Here is a 1,640-nt window from a genome sequence, read left to right on the forward strand (position 1 = left end):
CAAAACTACGGCCTTCATTGTGTGTTCCACATAAGAATGCACGCCTTACACAGCGCGAAACACAGTGGTAGTAGGGTGTGGCTTCGATTGAGATAAGCTCATTTCTTGGTTTAGGCATCCTAGCCTCCTGCGACTTGCTTCGTGTTTTCAAACTAGCGGCATTGACGTTTCTGAGCAATCAGGCATTCTTCTCATCATAACTGTTTCGCGAGGGTCTCAGAGTGGTTGATTTTACTCTTGATTTTTTTAAGGATGAAAATTGAAAAATATTAAATTCTCCCCCACATTCTCTATTTTAATTGTTGTTATTGTTTGCAGTGTATTCCTGTTTCCTAATATTCTGTCATCTATTAAACTAAAGCAATTTGAAGATCAATTAGAGGCTGATTTTGAAAAGCATGCTAATGAAATTTTAATTGGCGATAATCAGATTTTGCAATCATTGGGCAGTATTCAAATAAAAGATGAAAATTTTAGGGCCTGCATTAGAAGTGAAATTGATAAATATATAGGGATTCATCCAGACAGTAGGGTGTCAAGTGATGCTATTGAGTTAATCAAGACTTTAAACTGTCAGCGTAGGGGAATTGCTTCAATTGATGGAATCGAGGACCTTAAGCATTTATCGCATTTGGATCTTAGTGATAACCCATTGACGAGTATTAAGTCTCTGGAAAATTTGACAGAGTTGAAGTCATTGCATCTTAATAAGGTACGTCTAAGAAATAATAATGAGCTTTTCTCGTTGAAATATTTGAATCGATTGAGTCCACCAATATTAAGTGAGGCATATTGCCAAGATATTGAGAAATGGTCTAAAGAGCTTCCAGTTAGTTTAGTGGCGTATGTAGATTCCAACTATGACTGTAAGGGAGGCTCGAGTGTTGATGCTGATATTTCTCGACTGTTAGCGAAACAAGCCTTAGGAGTCGATTTATCAATAGAGGAAGAAATTTTAGTTCTAGAATATAAGATAAATCAGCAAAAAAAATCATATAGCGAGGGAAATTATAAGGTGGGCGCTGCTGCAAGATTACTGACTCCTAAGCAAACAAGGGATGATGTGAGTGGTCAAAAAAATTCTTCTACGACAAAAGCTTGTGAAGGAGGTGACTGTAATTCAATCAAGAAAGAAGGGGTGGATTTAAATCTACCGAAAAATGCAATTAAAGTTTGCTTTACTCGATCGTTTGGTGGGGATGGATCAGCGATGTTTATTAAAGAGGGGCGGATTAGATCTGGTGAGCTCGCTTATTCTTGCTATATGCCGGTTTCCTCTGCTAAATCGCGATTTGAAATTGTAGCTTTTAAGAAAGCATGCAAGCGATTTGTGAAAAACTTTCTCGAATGCTCTGATTATAATTACAGCGAAGATTTGATGGTGTCTTTAAATAATCAATTTAAAGGGAAACCAAAAATGTTAACCGTTAATCTGGACGGAGTAAAAAACATTGCATTGGAACTGAATCATTAGCAATAGATAACTCAGTTGCGATAGAGCTAATAATAAGACAGTCTTTGGGATTCAGAGTTGGATATGGTTTTTTTTGGGAATGAATGTTGAGTGCCCGTTGAATCGCCCGGATTAAAGAGAGCTATTTTTGGATACGCATTTATTGGAGGTAGCATTTAGTGGAAGT

General features: G+C 37.1%; 1 protein-coding gene. It reads left to right on the forward strand.

Features of this window, described 5'->3' with window-relative positions; genetic code table 11:
* Positions 1–259 precede the first annotated feature (259 nt).
* Positions 260–1,474 (forward strand): hypothetical protein, encoded by a 1,215-nt coding sequence (locus AABJ49_RS14265; RefSeq protein WP_338378964.1) that lies wholly within the window; start codon positions 260–262, stop codon positions 1,472–1,474.
* Positions 1,475–1,640 lie beyond the last annotated feature (166 nt).

Origin of the sequence: uncultured Flavobacterium sp. (genome assembly GCF_963922255.1) — a bacterium.
GTDB lineage: Bacteria > Bacteroidota > Bacteroidia > Flavobacteriales > Flavobacteriaceae > Flavobacterium.